The 14943-nt window shown below is 68.0% G+C and carries 10 protein-coding genes and 1 pseudogene; 7 read left to right on the forward strand and 4 right to left on the reverse strand.

Annotated features, from left to right (window positions below):
- Nucleotides 1-97: 97 nt before the first annotated feature.
- From MJO58_RS05945 to MJO58_RS05960, 4 genes are read left to right on the forward strand one after another with little or no spacing between them, the layout of a single operon-like run.
- Complete coding sequence (locus MJO58_RS05945; RefSeq protein ID WP_239722278.1) at nucleotides 98-1246, forward strand: EspA/EspE family type VII secretion system effector; 1149 nt, start codon at nucleotides 98-100, stop codon at nucleotides 1244-1246.
- 16 nt (nucleotides 1247-1262) lie between these two features.
- Nucleotides 1263-1577: an ESX-1 secretion-associated protein gene (locus tag MJO58_RS05950; RefSeq protein WP_090600677.1), complete on the forward strand. Its 315-nt coding sequence runs from the start codon at nucleotides 1263-1265 to the stop codon at nucleotides 1575-1577.
- A 20-nt stretch (nucleotides 1578-1597) separates the two neighbouring features.
- Nucleotides 1598-2188 carry a secretion protein EspD gene (locus tag MJO58_RS05955; RefSeq protein WP_239722279.1) on the forward strand — a complete coding sequence of 197 codons (591 nt, stop codon included), beginning with the start codon at nucleotides 1598-1600 and terminating at the stop codon, nucleotides 2186-2188.
- 19 nt (nucleotides 2189-2207) lie between these two features.
- Nucleotides 2208-2552, forward strand: a complete 345-nt coding sequence (locus MJO58_RS05960; protein ID WP_239722280.1) for a YbaB/EbfC family nucleoid-associated protein — start codon at nucleotides 2208-2210, stop codon at nucleotides 2550-2552.
- Nucleotides 2553-2560: 8 nt separating this feature from the next.
- Here the strand turns inward: MJO58_RS05960 and MJO58_RS05965 are convergent, their stop codons facing one another.
- Nucleotides 2561-3040: a gamma-glutamylcyclotransferase family protein gene (locus MJO58_RS05965; RefSeq protein WP_090600680.1), complete on the reverse strand. Its 480-nt coding sequence runs from the start codon at nucleotides 3038-3040 to the stop codon at nucleotides 2561-2563.
- 76 nt (nucleotides 3041-3116) lie between these two features.
- Between MJO58_RS05965 and MJO58_RS05970 the strand changes: the two are divergent.
- The 3 genes and pseudogenes from MJO58_RS05970 (at nucleotide 3117) to MJO58_RS05980 (ending at nucleotide 7236) form a co-directional block, all read left to right on the forward strand.
- Nucleotides 3117-4555, forward strand: a pseudogene (locus MJO58_RS05970) (NAD(P)H-quinone dehydrogenase).
- Nucleotides 4556-4639: 84 nt separating this feature from the next.
- Nucleotides 4640-6346, forward strand: coding sequence for a glycerol-3-phosphate dehydrogenase/oxidase (locus MJO58_RS05975; RefSeq protein WP_090608517.1), 1707 nt, complete (start codon nucleotides 4640-4642; stop codon nucleotides 6344-6346).
- A complete protein-coding gene (locus tag MJO58_RS05980; RefSeq protein WP_239722281.1) occupies nucleotides 6343-7236 on the forward strand; it encodes a pseudouridine synthase in 894 nt (297 codons plus the stop codon). Before MJO58_RS05975 ends, MJO58_RS05980 begins: the two co-directional genes overlap by 4 nt.
- Here MJO58_RS05980 and MJO58_RS05985 read toward each other — a convergent pair.
- The 3 genes from MJO58_RS05985 to MJO58_RS05995 are packed head-to-tail and all read right to left on the reverse strand — an operon-like array spanning nucleotide 7181 to nucleotide 14897.
- Nucleotides 7181-9880: a cation-translocating P-type ATPase gene (locus MJO58_RS05985; protein WP_239722282.1), complete on the reverse strand. Its 2700-nt coding sequence runs from the start codon at nucleotides 9878-9880 to the stop codon at nucleotides 7181-7183. The genes MJO58_RS05980 and MJO58_RS05985 overlap by 56 nt on opposite strands.
- A 3-nt stretch (nucleotides 9881-9883) precedes the next feature.
- Complete coding sequence (locus MJO58_RS05990) at nucleotides 9884-10507, reverse strand: DUF5994 family protein (protein WP_239722283.1); 624 nt, start codon at nucleotides 10505-10507, stop codon at nucleotides 9884-9886.
- A complete protein-coding gene (locus tag MJO58_RS05995; RefSeq protein WP_239722284.1) occupies nucleotides 10494-14897 on the reverse strand; it encodes an HAD-IC family P-type ATPase in 4404 nt (1467 codons plus the stop codon). Before MJO58_RS05995 ends, MJO58_RS05990 begins: the two co-directional genes overlap by 14 nt.
- Between the last annotated feature and the right edge of the window lie 46 nt (nucleotides 14898-14943).

Consider the following 14943-nt stretch of genomic DNA (forward strand, 5'->3'; position numbering starts at 1 on the left):
GGTGTAGAACAAAATTCGCGCACCATGATGGATCGTTACGCTGCTAGGATCATCAACTACCAATATGCGATACCGGCGACATTAGGAGTGTGCGCTCATGCCTGAAATATCGGATTGGGCAAAGGGTCCCTTTGCATTTCTCGGTTCTGTTCCGGCTTTCACCCAAGGCGATTATGAAAAAGGTGCTCAGGGGTTAGTCAACTCCGGCGGCTTCCTCGCGTTTGCGGCCAAAAGGTACCGGGGTGACAAGGAGACCCAGGAGGCCTTCAAAGCAGAAACGAAGGTGCTCTGGTACGGGATCCTCTACATCATGTCTCTGCAGTTGCTTTACATGAAGGCCACCGATACCGGAAAGGAATTCAAGACCGCGAAGGGTGACTTCGAGGCGGCCGGGCAATCGCTCGATGCCGCCACCGCCGAGGACTGGGGCGGATGGACCGGCGATGGGGCGGACAACTACAACACGCAGAATGACCTGCAAAAGACCCGGGCCGAGGCGATGTCCGGACTTGATGCCGATGTTTACGACATCTTGGCGAAGGAGACTAAAGAGGTCAAAAGGGCCGTCCTGAATCTCGGGTGGGAACAGACGGGCCTCACTTGCATGATCCCGATTTGCTCGATGGTTTATAAGACGAATCCAGCACTTTCGCTGAAAACGCAAGTGACTGCGGTAATGTGCGCCGTTTTGGCCAGCATCTCCATCGTCAAGGGCACCGCCGATGATTCGTCGGATAATGCCGGAAAGTTGCACAAACTCCGGGAGACATATCGTTCCGAAGGCGCCGGGGCGGCGGCGTCGCTCGCCGACCTGACCTCAACCAGCAAGAGTGCGGCGGAGGTAGGTCCGACGACGAAGTCCACCGTGGACCAGTTCGAAACACTCAACACGGCCGCTTCCTTTGCCGCTGCGGCGACGACCCCGCTGGCCGCTCCGGCGGCGAGCCCGTCGGCCGCTCCGGCGGCGACTCCGGCGGCCGCTCGCGTCGAAAACATCGGCGGTGGTGTGACGGCGAGCGCCCCCGCCGCCTCCCGCGGGTCGTACCCGGTGGCCGGTGTCAGCCAGGCGGCGAGTCCGGCATCCACAGGGGCCGGAGTAGCTAGTCAAGTCACCTCGACGGCCAAGCCGGCGGTGCCCGCCAAGGAGCAAGGGGCGGCCGGGGGCGACGAGGGGGCCGAGCGGGCGCCCGTCGACGTCGCTGCCGATGGCACCCAACAAGCACCCAGCCCGGTCGGGCGCGTTTAGAAAAGGAGATTAAGCGATGACGGATTTAAGCGTTACACCAAATTATCTCGAGGACCTGGCGAAGCAGCAGGACCGGGCCTCCGGAGAGATCGCAGACGCGACACAGGACGTCGCGGGGACCTCGGACAAATTGTGGTACGACCACGGGGTCCTGTGCGGGTACACAGCGCAAGCACTGAAAGCGCTCCTCAGGGACCGCAAATATACGGGCGACACGATGAAATCGGTGTCCGAGGCGCTGGCGGCGAATTTGCGTCAGGCGGCCGCCAATTATTCCGCCACCGACGAAGAAACCGGTAGCGCTCTCGGTCAACAAGTGCTGCACGGCTGATGAGAAGGGACGACGAGATTATGAAAGATAGTTTCGCAGCGCTGGATTTCGGCGACGAGCCCGGCGACGAGTCAGGTCACGACAGGAGCGCCGCGCTGGACTTCGGCGACGAGCCCGGCTACCAGACCAGTGACGAGTGGGCCTTTGACGCCGTGCCCGCCGACGAGCCGGCCGAGCCCGCCGTGAGCGGGATCGAGCCGCGTGCCATCGACACGCTGCCCGAGGACACCGGCGATACCGCCGACACCGTCGCCGAGGAGGACGAGTTCTCCTGGGAGCGGACCACGGTGACCAACCCGCCCGAGACCGTGTCGGTGACCGCGCTGATGGACGGCAAGACGCTGAGGATCGACCTGGCGGCCGACGCCGCGGGCATGACCGAGTCGGAGCTCGCGGCGGAGATCCTCGTCATCGCGGACGTGGCCAGTCAGAAGGCATCGTCGGTGTTGCACACCTTGTTGCTCGGCAGCATGCAGACGCAAGGGCTAAAGGACGACGGCGCCCTGGCCGAACTCCTGGGAGCGCGCTTCCTGGGTTTGACCTCGGCGACACGGGCAGCCGAGACGCAGGCAGAAGTGTTCACCACCCGCTACCAACTTTCCGCACCCTAAGGAACCCTAAGGACAACCCATGAGCACCGAGAACGCACAGTTGGACGACGTGTTGCGGCACGCGCAGCACATTCAGTCCGCGATGGACGAGCAGCTGCACCAGCTCAACACCAGATCATTCCAAGGGCTGGATGAGGCCAAGACCGTCGCCGCCACCGTCGACGGCCGCCAACGGCTGACCGACCTGCACATCCAGGACGGTCTGTTGCGGCTGGGCCCGCAAGTGGTTGCGCAGCGCGTCAACGAGGCGATGGCGAACGCTCAGGCGGCCGTGACCGCGGCGGACGAGGCCGAGCAGCAGCGGTTCTTTGAGTTGATGGACGACGCTGCCGGGTCTCTCAAGGGCATTCTGGGCTTCGCCTAGGGGGTTCGCTAGGCGGAAGTTCCGGGGCCGATGTTGCGGGCCGGGCGGGTACGCAGATCGTGAACGTATTCCATTGGTGCGCCCGCGATTTCGGCGGCATCGGCCATCACGCCCAGGTACCGTGCCGACGGCAGCCCGCCCTCCCAGGCGTCGAGCACGTAGAGCCACGCCAGCACGGGATCGGTATCGGTGTCCGAGGAAGTCCGTTCGACCCGGCACCTGATCTTTTTGTGGATGCCGAACTCGGAGCCCTCCCACCGGTCCAGGCTCATCTCGTCGGCGGGCGTCATGTCGTACAGCACGACGAACACCTTGGAATCGGGGTCCTCGACGACGCTGGCCAGCGCGCCTTCCCAGCCGATGTCTTCGCCGCCGAAGGTCAGCCGCCACCCGTGCAACCAGCCCGTTCCGGCCATTGGGGAATGGGGTGCCCGCTTCTGCATCTGCTCGGGATGCATGTTCGATCCGTAGGCGGCGTAGAGCGGCACGGGTGAAAGCTTAAACGGACGACGCTCACGCGGTCTTCATCCGGCGGTTCCGGAGCTCCTTGGATAGGTTAGGGCTGTGGTGACCCGCATCGTGATCCTCGGTGGAGGCCCGGCCGGTTACGAAGCCGCCCTGGTGGCCGCCACCTTGAATGCAGAGCACCCCGATACCACCGACGTCACCGTCATCGACTCCGAGGGGATCGGCGGGGCGGCCGTGCTGGATGACTGTGTGCCGTCCAAAACCTTCATCGCGTCGACCTGGCTGCGCACCGAACTGCGCCGCGCGCCCCGGCTGGGTTTCGACATCGACATCGACGACGCCAAGATCTCGCTGCCGCGGATCCACCAACGGGTCAGGGCACTGGCCGCCGAGCAGTCCGCCGACATCACCGCCGATCTGCTCAGTAAGGGTGTGCGGGTGGTCGCCGGCCGCGGCGAACTGTGCGACTCGACCCCGGGCCTGGCCCGGCATCGGGTCAAGGCTACGGCGTCTGACGGCACGGTCACCGAGCACGACGCCGACGTCGTCCTGATCGCCACCGGCGCCAGCCCGCGGGTGCTGCCGTCGGCCCAACCCGACGGCGAACGGATCCTGACCTGGCGCCAGCTCTACGACCTCGAGGCGCTGCCCGAGCACCTGATCGTGGTGGGCTCCGGCGTCACCGGCGCCGAGTTCGTGCACGCCTACACCGAGCTCGGTGTGCCGGTGACCGTGGCGGCCAGCCGCGACCGGGTGCTGCCCTACGAGGACGCCGACGCCGCGCTGGTCCTCGAGGAGGCGTTCGCCGAACGTGGCGTCGACCTGATCAAGAACGCCCGCGCGGAATCCGTCGTCCGCACCGAGACCGGGGTCCTGGTCACCATGACGGATGGCCGTACCGTCGAGGGCAGCCATGCGCTGATGACGATCGGGTCGGTGCCCAACACCGGCGGGCTGGGCCTCGAGCGGGTCGGCATCGAGCTGGGCCGCGGCGACTATTTGAAGGTGGACCGGGTGTCACGGACTTCCGTGCCCGGCATCTACGCCGCCGGCGACTGCACCGGCCTGCTGCTGCTGGCCTCGGTGGCCGCCATGCAGGGCCGGATCGCGATGTATCACGCGCTGGGCGAGGGCGTCAGCCCGATCCGGTTGCGCACGGTGGCCTCGACGGTGTTCACCCGCCCCGAGATCGCGGCAGTGGGCGTGCCGCAAACGATGATCGACGACGGCTCGGTGCCGGCCCGCACCATCATGCTGCCGCTGCGGACCAACGCGCGGGCCAAGATGTCCGGGCTGCAGCAGGGCTTCGTGAAGCTGTTCTGCCGGCAGGCCACCGGCGTGGTCATCGGCGGCGTGGTGGTGGCGCCGATCGCCTCCGAGCTGATCCTGCCGATCGCCGTGGCCGTGCAAAACCGCATTACCGTCAACGAGCTGGCGCAGACGCTGGCCGTCTACCCGTCGTTGTCCGGGTCGATCACCGAGGCCGCCCGCCGGCTGATGGCACACGACGATCTGGACTGACGACAGGCCTGTAAGCGCCCGACGAACTAGCCTTGGTGGAGCACCCGCTACTGACGAGTAACCGACAGGAGTCCGTTCCCGTGAGTGACCTGTTGTCCATGTTGGGCCCGCCGCACCGCGCCCAGGCCTGGGAACGACTCGGCACCGAGCAGTTCGACGTCGTCGTCATCGGCGGCGGGGTGGTGGGCTGCGGGTGCGCGCTGGACGCCGCCACCCGCGGGCTCAAGGTGGCGCTGGTCGAGGCCCGCGACTTGGCCTCCGGGACCTCGAGCCGCTCGTCGAAGATGTTCCACGGCGGGCTGCGCTACCTCGAACAGCTGGAGTTCGGGCTGGTGCGCGAGGCGCTGCACGAGCGCGAGCTGTCGCTGACCCGGCTGGCGCCGCATCTGGTCAAGCCGTTGCCGTTCCTGTTCCCGCTGACCCATCGCTGGTGGGAGCGTCCGTACATCGCGGCGGGCATCTTCCTCTACGACAGCCTGGGCGGTGCGAAATCCGTTCCCGCGCAAAAGCATTTGACCCGCGCCGGCGCGCTGCGGCTGAGCCCGGGGCTCAAGCGCAGCTCGCTGATCGGCGGGATCCGCTACTACGACACCGTCGTCGACGACGCCCGCCACACGATGACGGTCGCGCGCACCGCCGCGCATTACGGCGCCGTCGTGCGGTGCTCCACCCAGGCCGTCGCGTTGCTGCGCGAGGGCGACCGGGTCATCGGGGTGCGGGTGCGCGACTCCGAAGACGGCTCGGTCACCGAGGTGCGGGGGCACGTCGTGGTCAACGCGACCGGGGTGTGGACCGACGAAATCCAGGCCCTGTCCAAGCAGCGCGGGCGATTTCAGGTGCGCGCCTCCAAGGGCGTGCACGTGGTGGTGCCGCGGGACCGGATCGTCAGCGACGCCGCGATCATCCTGCGCACCGAGAAGTCGGTGATGTTCATCATCCCGTGGGGCAGCCACTGGATCATCGGCACCACCGACACCGACTGGAATCTCGACCTGGCCCACCCGGCGGCCACCAAGGCGGACATCGACTACATCCTGGGCACCGTCAACACCGTGCTGGCCACGCCGCTGTCGCATGCCGACATCGACGGGGTGTACGCGGGACTGCGCCCGCTGCTGGCCGGGGAGAGCGAGGAAACCTCCAAGCTGTCCCGCGAGCACGCCGTGGCGGTGCCCGCCCCCGGCCTGGTCGCCATCGCCGGCGGCAAGTACACCACCTACCGGGTGATGGCCGCCGACGCGATCGATGCCGCATCGCAGTTCGTTCCGGCCCGGGTGGCGCCGTCGATCACCGAGAAGGTGAGCCTGCTGGGCGCCGACGGCTATTTCGCCCTGATCAACCAGGTGGAGCATGTCGGCGAACTCGTCGGCCTGCACCCGTACCGGGTGCGTCATCTGCTGGACCGCTACGGCTCGCTGATGGACGATGTGCTGGCGCTGGCCGCCGATCGTCCCGAACTGCTCACCCCGATCAAGGACGCGCCGGGCTACCTCAAGGTGGAAGCGCTGTACGCCGTCGCCGCCGAGGGGGCTCTGCATCTCGAGGACATCCTGGCCCGCCGGATGCGGATCTCCATCGAATACCCGCACCGCGGCGTCGACTGCGCCCGCGAGGTCGCCGAGCTGGTGGCTCCCGTGCTGGGGTGGAGCGCCGGCGACGTCAATCGCGAGGTCGCCAACTACACCGCGCGGGTGGAGGCCGAAATCCTGTCGCAGGCCCAGCCCGACGACGTGTCGGCCGACGAGCTGCGGGCCAGCGCGCCCGAAGCGCGCGCCGAGATCCTCGAGCCGGTTCCTTTAACGTGAGGCCTGCCCCGCTTCCGGTACGCGACGGATTGGGGGCCGCGCGGGTACGGCTGCATGGCGGGGCGGTGCTGGCCGAGCTGACCACCCGGTTCGGCGAGCAGGCCCGGGCCAAGGTCCTGGCCGGCGAGGTCGTCGACGCCGCCGGCGCGGTGATCGACGAGGCCACCGTGTTGCCCACCGGCGCCAGCGTCTACCTCTACCGCGACCTGCCCGACGAGGTGCCGGTTCCTTTTGACATCCCGGTGCTCCATCGCGACGACGACATCGTGGTCGTCGACAAGCCGCACTTTCTGGCCACCATGCCCCGGGGCAGTCACGTCGCGCAGACCGCGCTGGTGCGGCTGCGCAAGGAACTGGGACTGCCCGAGCTCAGCCCCGCTCACCGGCTCGACCGGCTGACCGCCGGGGTGCTGGTGTTCACCACCCGGCGCGAGGTGCGTGGTGCCTACCAGATGCTGTTCGCTCGCGGCGAGGTGCGCAAGACCTACCTGGCCGGCGCTGCGGTCGATCCGGCGCTGGTGTTTCCGCGTCTGGTTAGAAGCCGAATCATCAAGCGCCGCAGTCACTTACAAGCTGTCTGTGAACCCGGCGAGCCCAATGCGGAAACGTTGGTGGAGCTCTTATCGCCGGATGGCCTCTACCGGCTGACGCCGCGCACCGGGCGCACCCATCAGCTGCGGGTGCAGATGGCGTCGCTGGGGTTGCCGATCATCGGAGATCCGTTGTATCCGAAAGTGATCGACGTGCCCGCCGGCGATTTCAGCACTCCGCTGCGATTGCTGGCTCAGCGCATCGAGTTCGACGATCCGTTCACCGGCTCGCGCCGGATGTTCCTCAGCCGCCGCACAATCGAGGTCGGCTCCGGTGGCGGTCACGACGACGCAGGATGACCTTGCGGATCTCGCTGACCCACAGCACCGTGCTGGACATGGCCAGGCACACCAGCCACTGGCCCGGGGACAGCGGCTCGGTGGTGAAGGCCGTATCCAGCAGCGGCAGCTGCACCACAGCCACCTGTAGCAATGCCGAGAAGGCGATCGCCGCCCACAGCCAGCCGTTGGCAAACAGGCCACGGAACACGGTTTGCGTCTCGGAGCGGGCATTGAGGGTGTTGAACAGCTGGCTGAGCACCAGCACGGTGAAGCCGGCAGTGCGGGCCGTGTCGAGCGACGCGGGCATCGGGCCGCCCGGGACATAGAGGTGGATCGTCAGCAGTGTCGCGGCCGCGACCGCCGCGCCGATCACGACGATGTTGTTCCACATCCGCGCGTCGATGACCCGATCGGACGCCGCCCGGGGCGGCAGGCTCATCAAGTCCTCGGTTTGCGGGTCCGCGCCCAAGGCCAGGGCCGGAGCGCCATCGGTGAGCAGGTTGATCCACAGAATCTGGGTGGCCAGCAGCGGGAGCGCCACGGTGTGCGCCTGCGACAGGCCGATCGCGCCGGCCAGGACCACCCCGAAAAACACGGTCAGGACCTCCCCCATGTTGGAGGACAACAGATAGCGCAGGGACTTCTTGATGTTGGAGAAGATGCCGCGTCCCTCGCGGATGGCCCGCACGATCGTCGCGAAGTTGTCGTCGGCCAGAATCATGTTCGCCGCTTCTTTGGCGACTTCAGTGCCGGTGCGGCCCATGGCGATCCCGATGTCCGCCGATTTCAGGGCGGGTGCATCGTTGGTCCCCTCGCCGGTCACGGCCACGATCTCGTGGTCGGCCTGTAGGGCGCCGATGATGCGCAGTTTGTCGGCGGCATCCAGCTGCGTGTACTGCGAGTGCCGGCGCACCGTTTGCCGGAGCTGATCATCGTCCTGGGCGGCGATCTCGGCGCCGGATACCGCCGACTCGTGGTCATCGATTCCGAGTTCGCGCGCGATTCGTGCCGCGGCCCGGGGATGGTCGCCCGTGATCATCACGACCCGGACCCCGGCTCGATGGGCGTCGGCGATGGCCGTCGCGGCTCCTGGGCGAGCGGGATCGGTGATGCCGACCATGCCCACATACGCCAGCGGTCCGCCGGGCTGGTCAGTTGCTGCCGGATAGGCCACCGCGACCGGATGCAACGCGTCGCTGGTGAGCCGCTCTGCGCCGCAACGGATGGTCGCCTTCGTGGAGTCGTCGAGCGGAACGAGTCGATCGCCGATCCGCAAATGTGTGCAGCGGTCCAGCACGGCATTGGGCTCACCCTTGGTCACCCGCGTCGAGGTGCGCTGTGTTGCCGGCCCCGTGCCGAGCTTCGTCTGCGCAACCAGGAAGGCCGCCTCGATGGGATCACCCTCGGCAATCCACTGACCATCCTGTTCTCGCAGCGAGGCAGTTGCGCCGGCCGCGTTGTCGCCGAGCACCAATCGGGTTTGGCGCCAAAGGTTCTCACCTTCCCGAAGCGGGACCCCGTCGTGCTCGAACCTGCCTTGCGGCCGGTATCCGGCACCCGTGACGCTCACCTCCCCGATCGGGGTGAGGACTCGCACGATCGTCATCTCCCCGGTCGTGAGGGTGCCGGTCTTGCCAGAGCAGACCACCGACGCCGATCCCAGCGTTTCCGCCGACGAAAGTTGTTTGACGACGGCGTTTTCCTCGGCCATCCGCCGCGTTCCCAGCGCCAGCACGACCGACATGATGGCCGGCAGCCCCTCGGGCACGGCGGCCACCGCCAGCGAGACGCCGAGTAGCACCGCGGTGACCACATCATGGGCACGGTGGACGCCGAAGACGACGAAAATACTCGCGATCACCACGGCGCCGAGAACCAACACGGCGATCCCGAGAACGCGGCTGGCGCGGTCGATCTCACGCTGCAGGGGCGTCGCGGTGTCGTCGACGGCGCGCACCAGGCCGGCGATCTGACCTGTCTGCGTTGCCATCCCCGTGGCGGTCACCACCGCCCGCCCGACACCCTTGGCGACCGCCGTGCCCTTGAACACCATGCCGGCTTTCTCGTCCAGCGCCGTCGGCTCGGCCAGAGTCCGCGGATCCTTGCGGGCCGGCTCACTTTCCCCGGTCAACGCGCTCTCCAGCACCTCCAGCCCGTCCGCCGTCACCAGCCGGGCATCGGCGGCCACGGCGTCGCCCTCCGTTAACAGCAGCACGTCACCGGGCACCACTTCGCTTGCGGCAATCCTGCATTCGGTCCCGTCGCGAACGACGGTCGCGGTCGTTGCCGTCATCCGCGCCAAGGCATCGACCGCGTGCTCGGCGTGGGCCTGCTGTCCGTAACCCAGGGCGGCGTTGAGTACCAGAATGACGCCGATCACCAATGCATCGACCGGCCATTCGGCGGCTCCCTCGATGGCCCAGACCGCAAGGGAGGCAAGCAGTGCGGCCAGCAGCAGGTAGATCAGCGGACTGCGGAACTGGCTGATGATCTTTTTCCACCTCGCCAGCGGCGGGACGCGTTCGATGTCGTTCGGTCCCACCGCGACGAGTCGGCGAGCGGCCTCGTGCGCGGTCAGGCCAGCTTCGGAATCCGTTCGGAGCCGTTGGACGACGACCGGCGGATCCAGCAGCGCGGGATCAGGCTCGACCAGGGTGAACACCGGTCATCGGCCGCTCGCCGAGCCGGCCGACGAGGCCTTGCGCCGGGACTCGATGATGCGGTTGCGCACGATGTGTTCGACGAGGATCGGCACAAAGGTCTGGACCGGCGCGGAGACGAATTGTTGGGCGGCCTCCTCACACCAGGCCTTGATCTGGGCGGTGCGCCGATCGTCGTCAAGCCCCTCGTGACGGGCCAGCTTGTCCGCGACATCGGCCACGGATCGCGCAACCGTTGAACCACTGGCCGGTGCGGCGTCGGCGGGTACCTGCGTCTCGGCCAACGCTTCGCGGGCAACCTCTTCGTCGGTGTCCGGCCGGATGACGTGCAGTGTGAGGTGACGGCCGTCTTCGCCGATCAGGATGACACTGGCCGGCTCGTCACTGCTGAAGCCCAGCAATTCGATTGGGTGCCCGGCGATCTCGGCCAGCGGCGGCGTTTCGTCCCAGCCGTTACGGCGGTAACCCACCATCACGACCTGCCCCAGTCGATCGGACACCGACGTCACCAAGTCGGGCAACTCGTCGACCAAATTCTGCGACCGCGGCCACCACGCCCCGTCGAGATGCTCCGACAAGGCCCGGTAAGGCTTGAGCTGCAATCGCGAATCACGGTTATCGGCAACCACTTTGGACTCCTTGGGTTAGTCGGGCCACCTCGTCGCCCGAGATTTGTCGTTGGATCACGTCAGACGCCCGCCGCAGCAGGCTGGGCGCAATCGCGGGCAGTGCACTGGCCAACGCAGCCCCGAGCAAGGCCTGACCCCAGGCCAACGGGTCTACCGGGGTGCAGCCGAACAGCTGGCTGAGCCCCGGAGTGCTGACCACCACCACCAGCACTGCGAGCGAACCGACCGACGTCAACACCACCATTGGTGCGTGTGAGTCGATCAGAGTCTGGGCAAGTTGCGTGCTGACCAGCGCGATCAGCCCGACGGTCGCGGCGCGCCGCGGCAGGCCGGTCAGGCTGGCCATCGTCCAGGCCGCCGTGGCGCCGACCGTGGTGGCGGCACCACGAATCCCGATCGCGCGCCACATCGCGGCCTCGTCGCGGTCCTCATCGGCCGTGCCCGATTGCGGGCTGACGGCCAGCGCGGCGGCGGGAAGAGCGTCCGTCAACATGTTGACCAGCAGCATTTGCCGGGCGTTGAGCACCGAGCGCCCGGTCAACAGGGCGGTGATCGTTGCGAAGCACGCCTCGCCGAGGTTGCCGCCCAACAGCATCGACACCGCGGAGTGCACCCGCTGCCACAACTGCCGGCCCTCGTCGAGCGCATCGAGCAGCGCCTCGATCCGTTCGTCGAGCAGCACCACGTCGGCCGCGCTGCGGGCCGCATCGCTACCGCGAGCGGCCACCCCGATGCCCACGCTGGCGGCCCGGATCGCGGCGGCGTCGTTGACACCGTCGCCGACCATCGCCGTGACGAGGCCCGCCCGCTCGAGGGTCTGGACCACGTCGATCTTGTCTTCCGGCGTCATCCGCGCGAATACCACACAGGATGTGACGGTCTGTGCCCGCTGATCGGCCGACAGGGCTTCCCAGTCGCTGCCGGTGACCACCTGATCGGCGTTCACATCGATGCCCAGCTCTTGGGCGATCGCCATCGCGGTGCTGGGATGATCACCGGTGATCAGCCGGACCGCGATATCGCGCTCGGCAAGGCTGCGCAGCAGGGCGCGGGCCATCGGCCGCGGAGTGTCTGCCAAGCCGATCAGACCGACCGGGGCGAGGTCGGACGTGCACACGCTTTCCAGATAGCCGGGGTTGGCCGTGGCGGCCGCTGCTTGGTGCGGGGTGAGTTCGCGCTCGGCAACCGCCAGCACCCGAAGACCATTGGCCGCCATCTCGTCGACCTGCCGGGCCAACGGCTGGTCGTCGTGGCGTAGCGCTGACGAGAGCGCCTCGGGTGAGCCCTTGATGGTCAGTCGAGTGCCCACGAGTGCGGCGGCGAACGGCCGGCCGGACGACTGGAATGGCAGGAACGCGTCACGGCTGCGCCGCGGTTGTGGTGGCATCCCGTCGCTTCGCAGATCCGGGTCGTCGGCGGCTTGGGTGATCGCGTCGTCGGTGGCGTGGTCGACACGGTGGGTGTGCCTGGCGTAGCTGGTGCTGACCGCGGCGTCGAGGACCTGCGCCGGGGTGTAGCCGGCCATCGGGTGCACCGACTTGACCTGCAGCCGGTTCTCGCTGAGCGTTCCGGTCTTGTCGAAGCAGACCACGTTCAACCGGGCCAGCGCTTCGATCGAGTGCGGATTGCGGATCAGGACCGATCGGCCGGTGAGCCGGCGGGCCGCGGACAGCTGCGCCAGTGTGGCCACCAACGGCAACCCCTCCGGAATGGCCGCGACGACCAATGTGACCGCACTGGACACCGCGTCGCGCAGCAGGGTGCCGCGCATCAGGCTGATCAGCCCCACCAGCCCGCCGCTGGCCAGGCTGAACGGCAACGCGCGGCCGGTGATGTGGCGCAACTGCCGCTGCAGGCCGACCTCTTGCAACTTGCGCGGGGCCATCGCCAACGCTCGGCGCATCTCCGAGCGCGAGCTCACCGCGGTTACCACGGCCACCGCCGTGCCCGCGACGATCGTGGTGCCGGCATAGATCATGCAGGTGCGCTCGGCGAGCGGGGCGCCCGGTGTGGGTTCGGTCTGCTTGGCCACCGGCAGCGATTCGCCGGTCAGAGTGGATTCGTCGACTTCGACATTGATCGCGTGCAGCAGCCGGGCATCCGCAGGGACCACCTCGTCGGCACGGACTTCGATGACGTCGCCGAGCCGCAGCCGCCGGGTAGCAACGTTCTCGTGGCGCTGCGCCGCCACCGGCCCGACATGTCGGCGGGCGGGCGGATCCTGCACGGCCAGCAGGCGATCCAGCGTGCGTTCGGCATACAGCTGCTGCTCGGCCGACAACGCCGCATTGGACAACAGGACACTACCCACCAGGACCGCATCCAGCGGGGAGCCGAGCAGTGCGCTGGCCAGCGCGCCGGTGGCCAGCAGCGGAGTGATCGGGTCCGACAGGTCGCCGCGCATCTCGCCGACGAAATCGCGGAGCAGACCCCACGACGGCGCGGCGGCATCGTGCAGCGCACGAACCGCCGGCCGCTGTGACCACCACGTCGGTGCTTCGATCGCGCGTTGGTCGGTCGGGCGGGGCAACAGCCGCTGCACCTCCGCAACGGGCAGCGCGTGCCATTCGTGGCTGGTCTCCGGCTCGGGCAGCGGATCGCGAAACGCCTTCGCGGCGGCCCGGTATCCGACCCACAGGCTGGTGGCCATGCCGACGTTGACCGAGGTCGAACTGCGGCCGGGCACACCGGGAATCAACATCAGGGCGCCGAGTGCGGAAGCCGAGGCGGACAGCCGGACGGCCCCCTCGGTGGCGGAGCGGGCGGCGGGCAGAGCGTGCAGCACCCGCCAGACGCCGGTCAGGTCGGCCACGATCACGTCGGCACCCCATGGCGGAGGCCGCCCGTCGCGGAGCACGCCGATCGTGATGTCGGACCGGTGCGCGGCCCGCATCTCCGCGGTAGTCAGCAATGCGACGGTGGCGCCGCCGGCCTTCAGTTCGGCCACCGCCGCCGCCACCGCATGATCGATCGAGCCGTCGGCGGGATAGAGTTGGTCGAATCCCCTTGCCAGAGAACGTAACCCGTCGTCATCTAGCGAAAAGATCCGTGGTTGTGAGCGCCGCGCTTCGGTCAGCACCGCCGCGGCGAACGGATCGCGAACCGGGCTGATGAGCGCCTCGCCGATACCGCCGGCTCCGGGGATGTCGGCCAGGTGGTGCCATCCTGGCTTCAGGCCGTCATTCTCGAGTGCGGCCCGCACCGCTTCCCATGCGTGGGAACGTACCGAATTCTCCACGCCCAGAATGCGACTGACCATCAGATCATCGGTGTAGAGCGCTCGCGGGTCGATCATGATCGCGTCGATCCGGTCGAGTGAGCGCAGCACGCGAGGGTGCAGCACCAGCGCGTCATGGTGGACGTTGAGGCCGCTGCTCATGGCACAGGCGAACGCCTCGCGCACGGTGCGTAACGGCTTTGGGACGGTACTCAGCGCGGCCGCACCGGCCATGTCGAGATTCCGGGACAGCAGGCCCACCAAGGCGCCGGCGCCGATGCCCGCCAGGCCGATGCGGTTGGCATAGCGTTCCGCGGGGCCGTCGGACGGGCGGGGCCGGTCCCGCGTCGTCCACGCCGCATCGTCCGGAAACGGTTGGCAGCCCAGCGTGGATTCGTGCCGGTACCACGCCAGCCGGCAGGTCCACGCCTCCGCCGCCAGCAGAGTATTGGTAGCGGCCTCGGCGGCCGCCGCCGTCGGCGACACCGTCAGCGCCGCGGTAGCGGCGTTGACCACACCGAACAGCACATCGGTTCCCTCCGGACCGAGGCGTTGTTCCAACTCTCGACGCACTCGCGGCAGATGATCGGCCAGCGTGGGTGCCACGGCCATCAAGTCGGGCATTCTGGGCAGGCGGAGCAGGCTGCCGGTCAGTGAAAGACCAAGGCCCACAGTGGCGGCCGCAACCGCTACCAGCCGTGCTGCCAGTAGCGCGTCATCGCCCGGCAGGGAGGCCGGGTGGTGTCGCGCGACGCCGATTCGGTCGCGCGATTCGGCGTTCTCGACGATTCGGCACAGTTCGGTCAGGGCGGGCGCATCGGCGGTTTCGGTGTCCAGGGTGACCACGACCCGTGCCAGGGCGCGGTTGAGGAAGGCGGTGCGAACGCCTTGCGTCGCGCGGACCGCGGCCAGTACGTCAGTGGCGATGGCGCAGGCATGTGGCCCGCCGAGACCACGCACCTCGATCCAGCACCGCGGCCCGCTGCGGCTGGTACGGCGTGCCGCGGCGCCGCCCAGCGCCTCGATCACCACGCCCGCGCTCGCACGTGCCAGTGACGAAACATCCGGCGCGGCAAGGGTTAACGACTTGCTTATTCTCGCCGCCACGCCGACGCCGCCGAGGGCGGTATGGGTAGCCCCGACCGCAGCGACAACGCCTGCGCTAAGGGCCATTTGAGTGCCGGCGACGGTAGCCCGCAACGGGCTAGTCACCAGGGCC

The sequence above is a fragment of the Mycobacterium lentiflavum genome (genome assembly GCF_022374895.2).
GTDB classification, from domain to species: Bacteria; Actinomycetota; Actinomycetes; order Mycobacteriales; family Mycobacteriaceae; genus Mycobacterium; species Mycobacterium lentiflavum.